Origin of the sequence: Prosthecobacter sp. (assembly GCF_020439865.1) — a bacterium.
In the GTDB taxonomy this organism is placed as follows: domain Bacteria; phylum Verrucomicrobiota; class Verrucomicrobiia; order Verrucomicrobiales; family Verrucomicrobiaceae; genus Prosthecobacter.
In genome coordinates this window covers 11,009-28,198 of sequence record NZ_JAGRPF010000103.1, presented here as the reverse complement: position 1 = coordinate 28,198, position 17,190 = coordinate 11,009, and the positions used below count along the sequence as shown (strand labels likewise).

Sequence of the window (17,190 nt, the reverse complement as noted above, 5' to 3'; positions counted from 1 at the left end):
GCTTCGCTGCTCATCCTGCCTTTGAATCAGGGCCTTAATCTCGTCCTGCAAATGGCTCTTCTCTGTTTCCAGCGCGACAATGACTCTCTGCTGTTCGGCCTTTTGCCGGGACAGGCTCTCCACGTCGTCCTGCAGCTTTTTCTCTTCGTTCGCCAGGCTGGCGACGGCTTTTCTTTGTTCGGCCTGTTGCCGTGCCAAAAGCTCTTCGGCAGGGAGAGCGGTCTGAGCGTCACTCGGAAAGTCTCTTCGGGCTCCCCTATTTTTCTTTCGCGAACCGATTCTGCCGGCCTTCACCGGATTAGGCGACGCCGACATTGGCTTGCTGTTCTCAACGGGAGCTTCCTCGGGTCCGTTGCCGTTCGTTCCGTTGTTGTTGAGATCAAGGACGGCGGCGAGTGGTCCAAAGGCCAGCCGGTCACCATGGTGGATGATCCGGGATTGAACGCGCTCACCGTTGACGAAGGTTCCGGCGGTGGAGTTGGAATCAAACAGCTGAACGCTGCCGTCGGCATTGATCACCAGTTCAGCATGACGCTTCGAGATACGTTCATCATCCACGACCACATCGTTGTCGTCAGCCCGGCCAAGAGTGATGCGCTCTTCCAAGGGGACTTCGATTTCCTGACCGTCTTCGAGAACAAAGGTGAGTTTAGCCATGAGCACACGTTGAATCCGGACCGGGAGATACGTATCAAACTCGATTTGGAGTCCTGAATCAATGACAGATTTGTTTCGAGGCGGTCACCGCCCGCCGCCACCGACTCATAGGAGGATCTGTTAACCCGGCTTGTGATCTCTTCAGAAACAGGCAGGATCTCGTTTCGACCGTCCTTTCCATGCATTCCCAAGCTGAAACCTACCTCTCCAAGCGTTGCCCTATCCTGCGCCGATTGATCAGGACGCACGGGCCTTGTGAGCTCGTCCCGCATAAGCGTTCACCCTACGAGGCGCTGGTCAGCGCGGTGGCGCATCAGCAGCTTCATGCCAATGCGGCCGAGGCCATCCTGAGGCGTTTCAAGGCGCTGTTCCCCAGTGTGCGATTTCCAAAACCCGAGCACGTGCTCGATGCCGATGATACCACCTTGCGAGGCTGCGGTTTTTCGACTGGCAAGATGCTCGCGATCAGAGACATCGCCGCCAAGACGCTCAGCGGCCAGATCCCCACACGGTCGGCGGCTTTGAAGCTCGATGACGAAGAGTTGATCGCGCGATTGGTCGAGGTGCGCGGCGTGGGCCGCTGGACGGTGGAGATGCTTCTCATCTTCACCCTCGGCAGACCGGACGTGTTTCCGAGCGATGATTACGGCGTGCGCAACGGCTGGCGCATCGTCAAAAAGCTCGATGAAATGCCGAAGCCCAAGGAGTTCCGCATTCTTGCCGAGCGCTGGCAGCCGTATCGCACTCTCGCAGCGTGGTATTTGTGGCGAGCTGCGGACGTGGGGAAGAAATGACGAAACCAGAATGAGGAATGCCGAATCAAGCCCCAATTGGCTCATAAGGCATTCTGGGGGCTTTGGGATTCGTCATTCATTCGTCATTCGCCATTCTGGTTTCGTCATTCCGCCCGCACTTAAACCTCTCGCATCCTCCACCGCTCTCGCTTAAGGGCGGTCATGTCCTTCAAACCCCTCGGTCTCGATCCGAACATTCTCCAAGCGATTCAAGAAGCCGGTTACACCGAGCCCACTCCGATTCAGGCCGCGGCGATTCCGGTGGTGATCGCAGGTGGCGACGTGATCGGCATCGCGCAAACCGGCACGGGCAAGACAGCGGCCTTTACGCTGCCCATCCTGACCCGCCTGACGGCGAATCCGGTTCCGCAGGGCCAGCGTCGTCGCACGCGTGTCCTCGTGCTCGCTCCCACGCGTGAACTCGTGGCGCAGATCGAGGAAAACGTGCTCGCGTATGCGCGCCACCTGCCGCTGAAGATCGCGAAGGTCTATGGCGGTGTCGGCGAGAAGCCGCAGAAGGACGCGCTGCGTGCCGGCAGCGACATCGTCATCGCCTGTCCCGGTCGTCTGCTCGATTTGATGGGACAGCGCTGCGCTGATTTCTCCCAGCTCGAATACCTCGTGCTCGATGAGGCCGACCGCATGCTCGACATGGGCTTTCTGCCGGACATCCGTCGAGTCATCAATCAACTGCCGAAGAAGCGCCAGACGCTGATGTTCTCCGCCACGCTGTCGAAGGAGATCGAAAGCCTCACGCACGAGTTCCAGCATTCGCCGAAGATCGTGCAGATCGGCAAACGCTCGAATCCGGCCGAGACCGTGACCCAACTGGTCTATGAAGTGCCGAAGCATCTGAAGATGGCGCTCCTCGCGCATCTGCTCGAAGACGAAAGCATGCAGATGGTGCTCGTCTTCAGCCGCACGAAGCACGGCGCGGACAAGATCGCCCGCAAACTCGAACAAGGCGGCGTCAAATGCGCCACGCTGCACGCGAACCGTTCGCAGAATCAGCGCCTGCGTGCGCTGGACGATTTCAAATCCGGCGCGGTACGCGTCCTCGTCGCCACGGACATCGCCGCGCGTGGCATCGATGTCGATGGCATCTCGCACGTCGTGAACTTCGACTTCCCGCACATCGTCGAGGACTACGTTCATCGCATCGGCCGCACCGGACGCGCGCAGGCCATTGGCGATGCGATCAGCTTTGTCTCGCCCGATGAATTGAGCGACCTGCGCAAACTCGAACGCTTCGTCAATCGCGGCCTCGTCCGCAAGAAGGCGGAAGGGTTCAACTACAACGCCTCCGCGCCCGTCTTCACCGACGAACGACCCGAACGTCGCAACCAACGCCAGTTCCAACCGCGTCGCCCACAAGGTGGTCAGGGAGGTTCCCGGCACGGAGGTCAAGGTGGAGGACGTCAGGGAGGAAACGGTGGTGGTCGCCAGGAAGGACAGGGACAAGGTCAGCCGCGTCGCGATTCTTCCAATCGCCCTCAGCGTGAGGCACCGCCGAAATCGGGGGCACGCACGCTTTGGAACCGGTTGACCGGGAAAAAGTGACGGATCACATCAATTCGCAAACCACCCCTTCGCCAGCGGACTTGTGGCGAAGAATTCCAGCAATTGCTTCGCGACTTTTTCGCGACCGCTTTGGCTGGGATGCACGCCGTCGCCGGCGAAGTCGGCTTTGACATAGATCAGGTCGTCGATCTTGCGCCCTTTCTCGCCTTCGGCCCAGAGGTAGGGGCCCCAGAGGAGCAGTGGTGACTTGGCGGAGGCGAGGGATTCATCACCGCTCATCTGCTTCTGGATGAGATGGCGCACGCTGAAGGCGCCTTCATACGCATACGGTTCGGGATTGAGGCCGCCGGTGGCGTTGCCGGCCCAGATGCGGCTGCCGAGGTAGGCGATGCGCAGATTCGGGAAACGCTTCTTCGCGTTGTGAAGCACTTCGGTGGTGTCGGCTTCGAGCTTGTCGAGGTGCTCCTTCATGCTGCCGTATGGAGCGACGTTGGCGAGCTTGATCCACGCGACCTGCACCTGCTCGGGGGTGACGCCGGCACGTTCGATGCGATTCATCGCTTCCTGCCAGGGACGGCCGTCTTCCGGCACCCATTGCGCCATCGCCTGACCACCCTGCGCGCAATCGACGATGGTGAGCTTGTCCGATTTGCGGTTGTCCTTGTCGGCGATGCCTTTGAAGAAGGAGAATTCCTGCGTGGCGTTCGACATGCTGATGGAAACGAGCACGATCCTGCCGCTGTCGGACGGTTTGCCTTCGGCATCGAGGGGCTTGATCTGCGCGAGTGCGGCCTCCGCGGATTTCTTCAATGCTTCGGGCGGTTCGTTGCTGCCCTTGCCGTAAAGACCGCCGTCTTCGCCTTCATACGTGTCGTCGGCTGTCATGTCGGTGAGCGGCTTGAGCGATTCGGGCGCCTTGCGCTGATTCGCGGGGCTGCCACGACCCGCACCACCACGAATGCCGCCGCCTCGGCGGACTTCTTTGGCGTGATCGAGATACTTCTGATCCTCCTCGCTGAGCTTTTCGCCGCGCTGTTCACGCTGAAACAGGTCCTGCGCTTTTTTCCAATCGATGCCGTCGGATGTTGGAGCGCCGGGACGGCCTTTGGCACCCGGACCCTGGCCTGCGGCGAGAGCGGCATGTGCGCGATCAAGGTAGGCCTTTTCCTCGGCATTCAGCGTTTCGCCGGCGCTGTTGCGCTGATGCAGCTTCTTCGCCTTGTCCCAGTCGATCGGGGCGTCGGTGGTCTGGCCGAGCAGGGAGATGGCGCCGAGGAACAGCGCGGCGATGGCGGGGAGGCGGGCGGATGTCTTCATGGTGGTGGACCTTGAACACCGGTTCCGGGAAATGGATGCGCGGCAGGGCGGTGATCCGGCTTTTGGTCTTGTCTTGGGATTGGCAACCCGTCAGCCTGTCCGGAATCAATCATGTCCGAACCCAGCAACATCCGCCGCGTCGTCATCGCGAGCTTCATCGGCACCACGATCGAGTGGTATGATTTCTTCCTCTACGGCACGGCTTCGGCGCTGGTCTTTAACAAGCTGTTCTTTCCGAACTTCGAACCGCTGGCTGGCACGATGGCCGCGTTCGCGACCTATGCGGTCGGATTCTTTGCACGACCGGTCGGCGGGATCGTGTTCGGACATTTCGGCGACAAGATCGGACGCAAGTCGATGCTGGTGACGACGCTCATGCTCATGGGCGTGGCGACCGTGATGATCGGCCTGCTGCCGACCTACGACCAGATCGGTGTGTGGGCGCCGGCATTGCTCGTGCTGATGCGCTTCATTCAGGGCTTCGGCGTCGGTGGCGAATGGGGTGGTGCGGTGCTCATGGCCGTGGAGCATGGCGCACAAGGGAGACGTGGCTTCTACGCGAGCTGGGTGCAGGCCGGGGTGCCGGTGGGTCTGCTGCTGGCGAATGCGGTCTTCATGCTCGCGTCGTCGATGAATGAGGAAGCCTTCCTGTCTTGGGGCTGGCGCGTGCCGTTTCTGCTCGGCGTGCTGCTGCTCGGCGTGGGCATGTTCATTCGACTGAAGATCATTGAGAGCCCGGTCTTCACGCAGGCCAAAACGGAAGATGCCGGGCCGAAAGTGCCTATCATCGCCCTGCTGCGCGATCATCCACGCAATGTCCTGCTCGCCATGGGCGCGCGCTTTGCGGAGAATGCGTTCTTCTACATCTTCACCGTGCTGGCGCTGAGTTATGGCTCGCAACAACTGGGCATGTCGAAGACCCTGCTATTGAATGCGGTGCTCATCGGTTCCGCGGTGCAACTGGTCGTAATTCCGTGGTTCGGTGCCTTGTCGGATCGTCTCGGTCGGCGACCGGTTTATCTAGGTGGCGCTCTGTTCCTTGCATTGTTCGCGTTTCCTTTTTTCTGGATGATCGAAACGAAGGAGGTGACGTTTGTAATCTTGGCCATCGTCATCGGCCTTGTCGGTCACGCCGCGATGTATGGTCCGCAGGCGGCGTTCTTTTCGGAGCTGTTCGGCACACGGGTGCGCTACAGCGGCGCCTCGCTCGGCTACCAACTTGCCTCGCCGCTCGCCGGCGGACTCGCCCCGCTCATTGCCACCGCTTTTCTCGATTACACAGGTGGCAAACCATGGCCGGTGGCGGTGTATCTGATCGTCATGGCAGCGATCACGCTAATCTCCGTGTGGCTCGCGGAAGAGACGAACAAGAAGACGCTTTGAGGCGACGGCCACGTCCTATTTGGCCCAAAAAGTGTCCACTGGGCGCTGACGAACCAGTTGCACGCCGCCCCGTTTCGTCTCCCTTGCAGTTCCTACCATGAACGAAGCCTTCCCCGACATTCAGAAAATCCAGTTCGAAGGACCGACGAGCCGCAACCCGCTTGCCTTCAAGCACTACAATGCCGACGAACTCGTCGGTGGTAAAAAGATGCGCGACCACCTGCGCTTTGGCGTCGCCTACTGGCACGCGATGCGCAACTCGCTCTCCGATCCCTTCGGCGGTGGCACTGCCCAGCGTCCGTGGGATGACGGCACAAACTCTGTCGCCAATGCGCAGCGCCGCGTGTGGGCCTGCTTCGAGTTCATGGACAAGCTCGGCGTCGATTACTACTGCTTCCATGATCGCGATGTCGCTCCGGAACTCGACACGCTCGCCGAGAGCAATGCCGCTTTCGATGCGGTCGCCGACGAACTCGAAAAGGCGCAGCAGCAGACCGGCAAGAAGCTTCTTTGGGGCACGGCCTGCCTCTTCGCACACTCGCGTTACTGCCAGGGCGCGGCCACCAGCCCGAACGCTGGCGTTTTCGCCTACGCCGCCGCACAGGTGAAGAAAGCCATGGACGTCACGCATCGTCTCGGCGGTGAAGGCTACACCTTCTGGGGCGGTCGCGAAGGCTACGCCACGCTTTGGAACACGAACATGAAGCGCGAGCTCGACCATCTGGCGCGCCTGCTGCACATGGCCGTTGATTACAAGAAGAAGATCGGCTTCACCGGCCAGTTCTACATCGAGCCGAAGCCGCGTGAGCCCTCCACGCACCAGTACGATTCCGATGCCGCCGCATGTCTGAATTTCCTGCGCGAATACGGCCTCATGGATCACTTTAAACTCAACCTCGAGACGAACCATGCCACGCTCGCCGGCCACAGCATGCGTCATGAGATGCAGGTCGCCATCGCCGCAAACGCGCTCGGCTCCGTCGATGCGAACACGGGCGACACGCTGATCGGCTGGGACACCGACCAGTTCCCGACGAACATCTATCTCACCACCGAGATCATGCTCGAAGTCCTCCGCATGGGCGGCCTCACCACCGGCGGTCTCAATTTCGACGCCAAATGCCGTCGCGAATCCTTCGAGCCGGTCGATCTCTTCCACGCCCACATCGGCGGCATGGACGCCTTCGCCCGTGGCTTGAAGATCGCCCACGCGATGATCGAAGACGGACGTCTCTCCGGCTTCATCAAGCAACGCTACGCCACCTTCGACACCGGCATCGGCGCGAAGATCGAGAGCGGCGAAGTCGGCTTTGAGGAACTTGAAGCTCACATCCTCGCCAACGGTGAACCTCTTCTCGGCAGCGGCCGTCAGGAGATGCTCGAGAATCTGGTGAACGAGTATCTTTAGACCAAGCTCATTCCGAATCACGAATCACAGGGTGCCTGGCAGCGGGCGCCCTGTTTTTTTGACACATCAAAACGTTGAGTCCGAACGAGTCGCGGACGAGCCGGGCCCCGGCGTGAAACTTTGAACTCGACCGGGACAGGCGTTTTTGCTGTTAATCCCCCCATGAACACGCAATTCCTGGAGAGAGCGATGCTGATCACCGGTGGGTTTGAAGGTTCGGACCCATGGGCCAACATCACGGGTAATTTTGACGGAGAGGGTCTTACCTGCGGGCAGTTGGGCAAGACGATCAAGGCGGGTGACCAGCAAACAGTTGTCCGAAGTTACCTGAGTGAACATGGCACCTCTGAACTGCAGAGTCTCATGCCCCGAAAAGGTGGCGAATACATCTCGGTCATCAATTCAAGCACCTCCAACGGCATGGCCGTGGTGGTGAACTGGAGTGACAAGAAGCACCGAGTCATCGAGCCGTACAAAAGCGAGCTCGCCGCCTTCTGGAAGAGCGCGAAGATGGTCGTGAAACAGCGTGAGCATGCAGAGGTGCACGAAGGGAAACTCGCCGATGCTTGGGTGGCCGATTGGAAGGGTGACGGCAGCTTCCAGGAGTTTTCTCTGTTCTTCGATGTCGCCGCGCAAAACGGCAGTCTCAAAGGGGTGACTGCCGCCGTTGTGGACGCCTACATTGGTTCCAATCCGGCGTCCGCGGTTGCGAAGGCGCTGCAGTGGGTTGATTCCGTGCCGAGGAACGTCAGCGGCTACGATGATGCGAAGAAGAACGTGCCGCTCTGGCGGGGGATCCTGGCGTCGGCGGAACTGCAGATCATCCGGTTGTTCATCTTTGCCATCCTTCGTGCGAAAAAGTCAGCCGCCGCGTGGCAATGGGATGTCGCGAATCGCAAGGCGACCCTCGCGGTGGGGGAAGGCTGGGTGCACGGCAAAAAGTGGTCTTTCCTCGAGAAGTTCGATCTCGTCGGTCCGCCCGTTGTTCCTGTGATCGAAGAGGTGGCCGCCGCCAAACCTGTCGCGCCGCCCGTACCGCTCGCACCGCCTGTGGAAGGTGCCCTGTTCCGCGTTGCCGCGCACTCAGGACTCTGGCTGCGTTCGTCTCCCTCATCATCGGGCAACAAGAACAAGATCGCCGCCTATCCGCAGGGAACGCTGGTGCGTTTCGTGGCGAAGTCTTCCGAGAACGAATGGTGGGAGGTCTCGATCAATGCGGGGGGAAACACTCGGCAGGGCTTCATGGCGGGGGGCCTCCTGAGTTCGGTGGCTCCCATCGTGGATTCAAATGCAGCGCAGCCTGCACCTGTCACGCCTCCGGCACCACCGGCCACGGCGGCGGGTGTGGTGGAAGTGCACTTTCCGAATCCGAACAACCGGCCGGTCAAGCGCTCGGAAACCGTGGGACGGATCTGGAAACTCAACGAGTCCGGTGCTCCCATCCGCACCGGTGGCTCGCCTGCCAAACGTGCCGCCGAACTCGCTGACATCATCGCGTGGCTCAATCCCGAAAAGTCCGCACGACATCTGCCGGACAGCAAGAACACCTACTGCAACATCTACGCCTACGACTATGCCTGCCTCGCGCAGTGCTATATCCCGCGGGTGTGGTGGACACAGAAGGGCATTCATGAACTGACGCTCGGTCACACGGTGGACATCAAGTATGAGGACACGGTCGATGAACTCACCGCCAACATGCTCTATCAGTGGTTCCGCGACTGGGGCGGCCAGTTTGGCTGGACTGCGGCGCAGGATCTGGACGAACTGCAGGCGAACGCGAATGCAGGCGGAGTATCCATCATTGTGGCGAAAAACAGTCAGGGCCACGGCCACATCACCGCCGTCGTTCCGGAAATCCCGGGCAAGCAGGCCAAACGCGACGCTTCGGGTCACGTCGTGATCCCGCTGGAAAGCCAGGCCGGCAGCACCAACTACAACTACGTCACCAAGAATTCGCAGTGGTGGAAACCTGCCAAATACTCCAGCGGCTTCTGGGTGCATGCGTGACCCCCATGTTGCCGGTCCTGTGGCGGCGAAAATGAGTTTAAACTTTAGTCATAAAGGAAGCATATGCTGAGTTTGGTGTAATAGATCGCGACATGTTTTCCCCGCGTGAGCCATGGGTCTTGCATCGTCCCGTGATCTGCGACACCCGTCTTCATGACTGACCCCCTTTGGTTCAAAGACGCTGTCATTTATCAGCTTCACGTGCGTGCTTATTGCGACGGGGATGGAGACGGGATCGGGGATTTTCGCGGATTGATCTCGAAGCTCGACTATCTGGAGCAGCTCGGCGTGACGGCACTCTGGTTGCTGCCGTTTTACCCGTCTCCGCTGCGTGATGACGGCTACGACACGGCGGATTACATGGCTGTGAACCCGACCTACGGCACGCTGGCGGACTTTCAGGAATTCCTCGACGAGGCGCACAGGCGCAACATGCGGGTCATCACCGAGCTGGTGCTCAATCACACGAGCGACCAGCATGCGTGGTTTCAGCGGGCCCGCAGGGCCAAACCCAGCTCACCGGAACGTGATTTTTACGTGTGGAGCGACACCCCGGAGCCCTACCGTGAGGCTCGCATCATCTTCAAGGACTTCGAGCATTCGAACTGGGCCTGGGATCCGGTGGCGAATGCCTACTACTGGCATCGTTTCTACGCGCACCAGCCGGATTTGAACTGGGACAATCCGGAAGTCGAAAAGGTGATGTTCCAGACCATCGATTTCTGGCTCGGCATGGGAGTGGACGGCCTACGTCTCGACGCCGTTCCCTATCTGATCGAACGCGACGGCACGAACTGTGAGAACCTGCCTGAGACACACGCCATCCTCCGCCGTCTGCGTGCGCACATCGACAGCAAGTTTCCCAACCGAATGCTGCTGGCGGAGGCAAACCAGTGGCCCGAGGAGGCCGCGGCGTATTTCGGCAAGGACGGTGACGAGTGCTCGATGGCGTTCCACTTTCCCGTGATGCCGCGGCTCTTTATGGCGCTGCAGATGGAGGACCGCTTTCCGATCATCGACATTCTGGAGCAGACGCCGGCGATTCCGGCGAACTCGCAGTGGGCCATGTTCCTGCGCAATCACGATGAGCTCACGCTGGAAATGGTGACCGACGAGGAGCGCGACTACATGTATCGCGTCTATGCGTTTGACCGCCGTGCGCGGATCAACCTTGGCATTCGTCGCCGCCTTGCGCCGTTGCTGCGCAACAGCCGCCGCAAGATCGAGCTGCTCAACGTGCTGCTGCTCTCGCTGACAGGAACGCCGATCATCTACTACGGCGATGAGATCGGCATGGGAGACAACATCTACCTCGGTGATCGCAATGGTGTGCGCACGCCGATGCAGTGGAGCATGGACCGCAATGCGGGCTTCTCCCGAGCGAATGCCCAGCAGCTCTACTTTCCCGTCATCATCGACTCGGAGTACCACTACGAGGCGGTCAATGTGGAGACGCAGGAGCGCAATCTCTCGTCGCTGTTGTGGTGGACGCGCCGCATCGTGGCGATGCGCCAGCGCTTCAAGGCCTTCGGCCGCGGCACCATGGAGTTCCTGTCATCGGACAACCCGCGGGTGCTGGCATTTGTGAAAGAGTATGAGGACGAGAAGATTCTGGTCGTCGCCAACCTTTCGCGGTTTGCGCAGGCGGTGGAGCTTGATCTCACGCGCTGGCAGGGCCTGCGGCCGATGGAGGTTTTCAGTCACAACCGCTTTCCCGTCATCGCCGCAACTCCTTACTTCCTCACCATGGGGCCGCATGATTACCTGTGGCTGACGCTCGACCAGGATGTGGATCCGCTGCGCATTGGTGCTGACTTCAATCCGCCGCTGCTCGAGCAGCCGCCCACTTGGGCCAACGTATTGCAGACGCTGCACAGTTCCAAATTCACCGATCATGTTCTGCCGGACTGCCTGCGGCACTGCCGCTGGTTCGGTGGCAAGGCTCACGCAGTGCGCAGCGTGCAGGTGCTGGACGCCATGCCGCTCGGTGATGCGGTGACCGGTTGTGACGCGGGCCGTCTGGCTTTCCTCCAGGTCAACTACTACGAGGTCACGCCGGAAACCTACGTCATGCCTCTGCAACTCGCCGCAGCCAGCCATGCCTCTGAATCAATTGTGGCGCGTTTTGCATCGGCCGAGAGCGAGGGCGTGTTGTTTGATGCCATGGACGACGAGAACTTCCGCTCGTCGTTGTTTGAGCTCATTCTTGGCGAGAAGCACCTGCGCGGAGGCTCCGGTGAACTCGTGGGGATCTGCGGTGAGGCGCTCAAGGCGCAGGCCTCCGAGATCACCCTGCCGCTGTCTTCGAAGGCGCTGCGGGCCGAACAGAGCAACTCGGCCATCATCTACGACGGCCGCTTTTTCCTGAAACTCTACCGCAGGCCGGAGCTGGGTGAGAATCCGGACGCAGAACTGCTGCGCTTCCTGAGCGAGCGGCAGAAGTTTGCCAACGTGCCCGGCTACTGCGGCGCGATCGAACATCGGGTGCATGGTTCGGAGCCGAGAGTTCTGGCGCTGCTGGTGGCAAACGTGCCAAACGAAGGCGATGCCTGGACTTATACTCTCGATGCGCTGGGTCGCTTCTATGAGCGCGTGCTTGCACTGCCGCCGGAGATCGACGGCGTGACACCTGCGCTCGTCGACGAGGTCGTTGGCGGAGTTTATTCCGAACGCGCGCGTCAGCTGGGCGAACGCACAGCCGAGATGCACCTTGCGCTCGCTGCGGATGGTGAAGATCCCAATTTTGCACCCGAGGAGTTCACCGGGCTCTATCAGCGTTCGCTCTATCAGTCCATGCGCGCGGGCACGCGGCGCATGAAGCAGCTGCTGGAGCGCAAGCTTCCCGGCATCCCGGAAAAGTATCGCGACGAGGCCGCCGAGCTTCTCCTGCGCGAGGATGAAATCCTGCAACATCAGGCGGCCATGCTGGAGCAGAAGATCAGCGTCACCCGCATTCGCCATCATGGCGACTATCACCTCGGTCAGGTGCTGAACACGGGACGCGATTTCGTCATCATCGACTTCGAAGGCGAACCCGCACGGGCCCTCAGCGAGCGCCGGATCAAACGTTCGCCGCTGCGTGATGTCGCGGGCATGCTGCGCTCGTTCCATTATGCGTCACACACCGCGCTCGCGCGTCTGGCGGGCCTGCGTGATGAAGATGCCGCCAATCTCGAGACATGGGCGAACATCTGGGTGGAGCGCATCAGTGCGAACTTCCTCAACGCTTATCTAGCCACGGCCAAGGGCGCTTCTTTTCTGCCGAAGGATGAAAAGGCCCTGAAAATGCTTCTCGAAGTGTATTTGCTGGAGAAAGCCGTGTACGAAGTCTGCTACGAGCTCAACAACAGGCCGGACTGGATCTACATCTCGGTGCGCGGCATCGCGCGTATTCTTGATGGAGGACAGAACTCATGAACAAACGGGCGCGCCAACTGCGCCCTCAAGGCGCTGAAGTCACGGCTGAAGGAGTGCGTTATCGCATCTGGGCGCCGGAAAAGCGCCGGGTGGAGGTGCAGATTCATCCGCATGGATGTGAGTCCATGCGAGTGCTGCCGCTTTCATCCGATGCCGATGGTTATCACTCGGTCGTCGATTCGGCGGGAGTTGCTGGAGACCGTTATCAGTATGTGGTTGATGGTGCGGGACCGTTTCCTGATCCGGCATCGCGCGCGCAACCCGAAGGAGTTCACAGTGTGTCTCAGGTGGTCGATCCACAGACATATGCATGGCAGGACGCGGAGTGGAAATGCCCGCCGCTGCGGGATCTTGTGCTCTACGAGGTTCACGTCGGCACATTCACGCCGGCCGGCACGTTTCGTGCGGCCATCGAAAAATTGCCGCATCTCCGCGACATGGGGATCAATGCGCTGCAGATCATGCCCGTGGCCGATTTTCCCGGTGACAGAAACTGGGGCTACGACGGTGTGAGCTTGTTCGCTCCTGCTCGCTGCTACGGTACGCCGGACGACCTGCGTGCGCTGGTGGATGCAGCGCATGCCCAGAGCATCGCGGTCGTGCTGGATGTGGTTTACAATCACCTGGGGCCTGATGGCAATTACCTCGGCGTTTACAGCTCCTTTTACTTCAATGACGACGTCCACACTCCCTGGGGAGCGGCGCTCAACTACGACGGACCGCGGCATGCGGTGGTGCGCGAATACTTCCTCTCCAATGCGGCCTATTGGGTCGACGAGTTTCACTTCGACGGACTGCGGCTGGATGCCACGCATGCGATTCTGGACACATCGCCCCGCCATCTCATTGCCGAGATCGCGGACACGGCGCATGAGCGCGGTGCTTTCATCATTGCCGAGGATGAACGCAATCTTGCGACGGTGATCGACCCCGACGGCTGTGGTGCGGACGCGGTGTATGCGGATGATTTTTGCCACACCATCCAGGTCGCGTTGGGGGATCTCTCGTATCACGACGATTTCAACGGCAGTGCCGATGAACTGGCCGATGAACTCCGGCACGGCTGGCACTATCGCGGCCAGACGAGCAAACACCTTGGTGCTCCGCGTGGCAGTGAGTGCTCCCACCTGCCACCGGAAAGATTTGCCTTTTGTATCAGCAATCACGACCAAGTCGGCAATCGCGCCTTCGGCGAGCGATTGCATCAGCTCTCGACACCCAAGGCCTATCGTGCGGCCAGTGCCCTGCTGCTGCTGTCTCCGGCCACGCCGATGCTGTTCATGGGCCAGGAATGGGGAGCTTCCACACCCTTTCAATACTTCACCGACCACAATGAAGAACTTGGCCGCCTCGTCACCGAGGGGAGGCGCAAAGAGTTTGCGCGTTTTCCGGAATTTCGTGATCCCAAGGTGGCACTCAGCATTCCTGATCCACAAAGCATCGCGACGTTCATGCGCTCAAAGCTCGACTGGGACGAAGTCGCCCGGCCGTCGCACAACGAGTTGATCACGCTCTATCGCGAATGTTTGCGGCTGCGTTTCTCTGATCCCGCGTTCCGGCCCGCATCTCGCAGCGGATGGGAGGTGCCGTGCCTCGGAGTTGCTGCGCTCAGATACCATGGGGCGAAATGCGACTGGCTTCTCCTCGCCCACCTCACCAACACCTCTTTGGCAGCGACGCTGCCGGATGCGCACTGGACGTGCATCCTTTCAACCAACGAAACACGCTTCGGCGGCAGCGGACGGTCAGGATTTGATCCAGGCACCGGCATAGTGGCGTTCACACGCCCTGAACTGCTCGTCCTGCAAACAACGAAATGACCCATACCCGTTCACACATCCCCACGGCAACGTACCGCCTCCAGTTCAACAAGCACTTCACCTTCCGTCAGGCGCGTGACTTGGTGGCCTATCTGCGCGATCTGGGCATCAGCCATGTCTATGCCTCGCCCTTTTTCCGCGCCGGCCCCGGCAGTCTTCACGGCTATGACATCGGAGATCACAATGAACTGAATCCGGAGATCGGCTCGCGTGAAGACTATGATGCGTTCGTTGCCGCGCTGCGTGAGGCGGGACTGGGCCAGATCGTTGACTTTGTGCCGAATCACATGGGCATCGGATCACCGGTGAACACCTGGTGGATGGATGTGCTCGAAAACGGTCCCAGTTCCGTGTTTGCTCCGAATTTCGACATCGACTGGCGGCCGCTCAAACGCGACCTCAACAATCGCGTGCTGCTGCCGATTCTGGGCGACCAGTACGGCCGCGTTCTCGAGCGGGGAGAGTTCAAACTCGAGTTTGAGTCAGGAGCATTCTTCCTGCGCTACTTCGACACTCGTCTGCCGGTGGCGCCGGGCACCTACACCAAGATTCTGCAGCCGGCGCTCGGCAAGCTGGCGGCGTTGGGAGTGTCCGAGGACTTTCAGGCGGAGTTCCAAAGTGTCATCACTGCCCTGGAGCATCTCCCCCTGCGCACGGTGACCGATCCGGAGAAAATCGCCGAGCGTGTGCGCGAAAAGGAGATCATCAAACGCCGTCTTCTCCGCCGCTGTGAAGAATGCCCGGAACTGATCGATGCGATCACCGCCACCATGCGTGAGATCGAAGGTCAGCCCGGAGATGCACGAAGCTTTGACGCCTTTGACGAACTGATCAACGGGCAGGCCTATCGGTTGAGCTTCTGGCGCGTCGCGGCGGAGGAGATCAATTACCGGCGCTTTTTTGACATCAACGAGCTGGCCGCCATCCGCGTCGAGCTGCCTGAGGTCTTCGAGGCCACGCATCGCCTGCTCTTTGAACTGATCGGCAACGGTTCCGTGGACGGCGTGCGCATTGACCATGTGGACGGGCTTTGGAATCCCGCCGAATACCTCGCGCAGCTTCAGTCGCGCGTGGCGCAGCTCACGGGCGGGAAAGCGGAGGATCTGCCTCTCTACCTGTTGGTTGAAAAAATCCTCCTCGGTGACGAGCGCCTGCGCCCCGAGTGGCCGGTGCACGGCACCACCGGTTATGAATTCGCCAACCAGACCATCCGCCTGCTTGTCGATCCTGCGGCTGAGAAGTCGCTGACGGAGAGCTATGAGAAGTTCATCGGCGGCATCCCGCGTTTCCCCGAAATCGCCTATCATCGCAAACAGCTCGTCATGCGGCTCGCCCTTGCCAGCGAGATCAACGTGCTGGCCTACATGCTGGACCGGCTCTCAGAGCGCAACCGCTGGTATCGCGACTTCACGCTCAATGCGTTGACCACCGCGGTGCGCGAGGTCATCGCCTGCTTCCCCGTGTATCGGACGTATGTCACGCCGGATCAGGACCCGAGTGAAGAGGACGTCCTTGCCGTTCGCCGCGCGGTGCGGCTGGCGGAACGTCGCAATCCGGGCATCGAGCGCTCGATGTTTGATTTCCTCGGTGAGATCCTGCTCAAGAAGTTCCCGGAAAACACGGATGAGGAGACAAGGGCCGCGCACATGCGTTTCGTGATGAAGTTTCAGCAGTGCACCGGGCCGATCATGGCCAAGGGCGTCGAGGATACGAGCTTCTACATTTACAACCGCCTAGTCGCGCTCAACGAGGTCGGCGGGGAGCCTCATCATTTTTCGGTTTCACCGGAAAAATTCCACGGGGAATGTGTGATGCGCGGGCGCACGCATCCGCATTGCATGCTGACGACATCGACGCATGACACCAAGCGCAGCGAGGATGTGCGCACGCGTCTTGCGGCGATTTCGGAACTGCCCGCAGACTGGCGCAAGGCGCTGCGTCGATGGAGCACCATCAACCGCCGGCACAAGCGTGAAATCGAGGGCGAATTCGCGCCCGATGCAAACGAGGAATACCTCGTCTATCAGGCGCTGCTCGGCACGTGGCCGTTGGAGCCGATGGACAAGGCTGCGCGGGCCACCTACCTCGCACGCATCCAGGACTATCTGATCAAGGCGATCAAAGAGGCGAAGGTGAACACCAGCTGGGTGCAGCCGAATGAGGAATGGGAAAGCGCGGTGCGTGACTTTGTGGCGAAGCTTTTGCGTGCAGGCGCGAACCGCTTTCTCGACAACTTCAAGGTGCTCGCGGAGCGTCTCGCGCAGCTTGGCATGGTTAATTCTCTCGCACAGACGGTTCTGAAATCGACGGTGCCCGGCATGCCAGATTTTTATCAGGGAACAGAGTTCTGGGACTTCAGTCTCGTTGATCCCGACAACCGTCGTCTGGTCGATTACGAAGCGCGCGGTCAGGCGCTCGCCTCCCTCGAAGGCGTGGATCCGGCGGCTCTGCTGGCAGACTGGCGTGATGGCCGGATCAAGATGCACATCACCCATAAACTTTTGAACTTCCGCCGGCAGCATTCCGCACTCTTCATGAGCGGCTCGTTTTCTCCGATGACCGCCGCCGGTGTGTTCGGCGATTCGTGCGTGGCATCAGTGCGGCGCCACGAAGACGAGGCGCTGCTCGTGATCGTTCCTCGTCTCACGGCCCGTGTCGGCTTTCCGCCTGTCGGTGAAGCCTGGCGTGACACCTGCCTCGACTGGCCTGCTGAATTTTCAGGCAGGCAGGTGCGTGAGCTCTTCACCGGGGCCGTGCATACGGTCGGTGAGGATGCACTCGCTCTTTCGGACGCTCTCCGTGTTTTACCTGTGGCCGCTTTTGAACTGGTTTGAGAGACTGCGAATTGAGCGCCGTCGTGAGA

At 60.3% G+C, this 17,190-nt stretch carries 10 protein-coding genes; 9 read left to right on the top strand and 1 reads right to left on the bottom strand.

The window, feature by feature from the left end; genetic code table 11:
- The first annotated feature begins 21 nt into the window (after positions 1–21).
- The 3 genes from KDL09_RS11120 to KDL09_RS11110 all read left to right on the top strand — a co-directional run bounded on the left by KDL09_RS11120 (position 22) and on the right by KDL09_RS11110 (position 3,011).
- Positions 22–714, top strand: a complete 693-nt coding sequence (locus KDL09_RS11120) for a hypothetical protein (RefSeq protein ID WP_294384766.1) — start codon at positions 22–24, stop codon at positions 712–714.
- 122 nt (positions 715–836) lie between these two features.
- On the top strand, positions 837–1,451 hold the full coding sequence (locus tag KDL09_RS11115) for a hypothetical protein (protein ID WP_294384764.1): 615 nt from the start codon (positions 837–839) through the stop codon (positions 1,449–1,451).
- Between the two features lie 162 nt (positions 1,452–1,613).
- The gene (locus KDL09_RS11110) at positions 1,614–3,011 is read left to right on the top strand and encodes a DEAD/DEAH box helicase (protein ID WP_294384762.1); all 1,398 of its coding nucleotides are present in this window, start codon (positions 1,614–1,616) and stop codon (positions 3,009–3,011) included.
- Between the two features lie 9 nt (positions 3,012–3,020).
- Here KDL09_RS11110 and KDL09_RS11105 read toward each other — a convergent pair whose 3' ends face one another.
- A complete protein-coding gene (locus KDL09_RS11105; protein ID WP_294384761.1) occupies positions 3,021–4,289 on the bottom strand; it encodes a hypothetical protein in 1,269 nt (422 codons plus the stop codon).
- 111 nt (positions 4,290–4,400) lie between these two features.
- Between KDL09_RS11105 and KDL09_RS11100 the strand changes: the two genes are divergently transcribed.
- The 6 genes from KDL09_RS11100 to treY all read left to right on the top strand — a co-directional run bounded on the left by KDL09_RS11100 (position 4,401) and on the right by treY (position 17,161).
- Positions 4,401–5,672 carry an MFS transporter gene (locus KDL09_RS11100; protein WP_294384760.1) on the top strand — a complete coding sequence of 424 codons (1,272 nt, stop codon included), beginning with the start codon at positions 4,401–4,403 and terminating at the stop codon, positions 5,670–5,672.
- Positions 5,673–5,769: 97 nt separating this feature from the next.
- Positions 5,770–7,080: a xylose isomerase gene (gene xylA, locus KDL09_RS11095; RefSeq protein WP_294384758.1), complete on the top strand. Its 1,311-nt coding sequence runs from the start codon at positions 5,770–5,772 to the stop codon at positions 7,078–7,080.
- 162 nt (positions 7,081–7,242) lie between these two features.
- Entirely contained in the window at positions 7,243–9,090 is a 1,848-nt protein-coding gene (locus tag KDL09_RS11090) for a hypothetical protein (RefSeq protein ID WP_294384756.1), read from the top strand.
- A gap of 153 nt (positions 9,091–9,243) precedes the next feature.
- Entirely contained in the window at positions 9,244–12,507 is a 3,264-nt protein-coding gene (gene treS / locus KDL09_RS11085; RefSeq protein ID WP_294384755.1) for a maltose alpha-D-glucosyltransferase, read from the top strand.
- Positions 12,504–14,327, top strand: a complete 1,824-nt coding sequence (gene treZ, locus KDL09_RS11080) for a malto-oligosyltrehalose trehalohydrolase (RefSeq protein ID WP_294384754.1) — start codon at positions 12,504–12,506, stop codon at positions 14,325–14,327. The genes treS and treZ overlap by 4 nt, the downstream gene beginning before the upstream one ends.
- Positions 14,324–17,161 carry a malto-oligosyltrehalose synthase gene (gene treY / locus KDL09_RS11075; RefSeq protein WP_294384753.1) on the top strand — a complete coding sequence of 946 codons (2,838 nt, stop codon included), beginning with the start codon at positions 14,324–14,326 and terminating at the stop codon, positions 17,159–17,161. The genes treZ and treY overlap by 4 nt, the downstream gene beginning before the upstream one ends.
- Positions 17,162–17,190 lie beyond the last annotated feature (29 nt).